This window comes from Bacillus sp. GbtcB10 (assembly GCF_019091365.1).
GTDB lineage: Bacteria > Bacillota > Bacilli > Bacillales > Bacillaceae > Bacillus > Bacillus altitudinis.
Genome location: NZ_JAGXJP010000364.1, coordinates 1 through 239, shown reverse-complemented (window position 1 = coordinate 239; position 239 = coordinate 1). Strand labels below are relative to the sequence as shown.

Annotated in this window: 1 protein-coding gene; it reads left to right on the top strand. The window is 48.5% G+C overall.

What is annotated here, in order from left to right; all coding sequences use genetic code 11:
- Nucleotides 1-239, top strand: a 239-nt coding sequence (locus tag KVT11_RS20505) for an AAA family ATPase (protein WP_217609211.1), incomplete at both ends; no start/stop codon positions are given.

Sequence of the window (239 nt, the reverse complement as noted above, 5' to 3'; positions counted from 1 at the left end):
CAGAATTTCTGCTTGCACTCGGTGAACTGGAGGAACGGCTTGGTGTCCAGTATGCACCAACCCAAAAAGGAGCCATTCAAAAGGCACTCATGTCACCAATGCTGCTTTTAACAGGCGGACCGGGTACAGGGAAAACGACGGTCATTAAAGGGATTGTCGAGCTATACAGCGATCTTCACGGCGTTTCTCTTGACCCGGGTGATTATAAAAAAGATGAAGCATTTCCGTTCGTGCTTGCT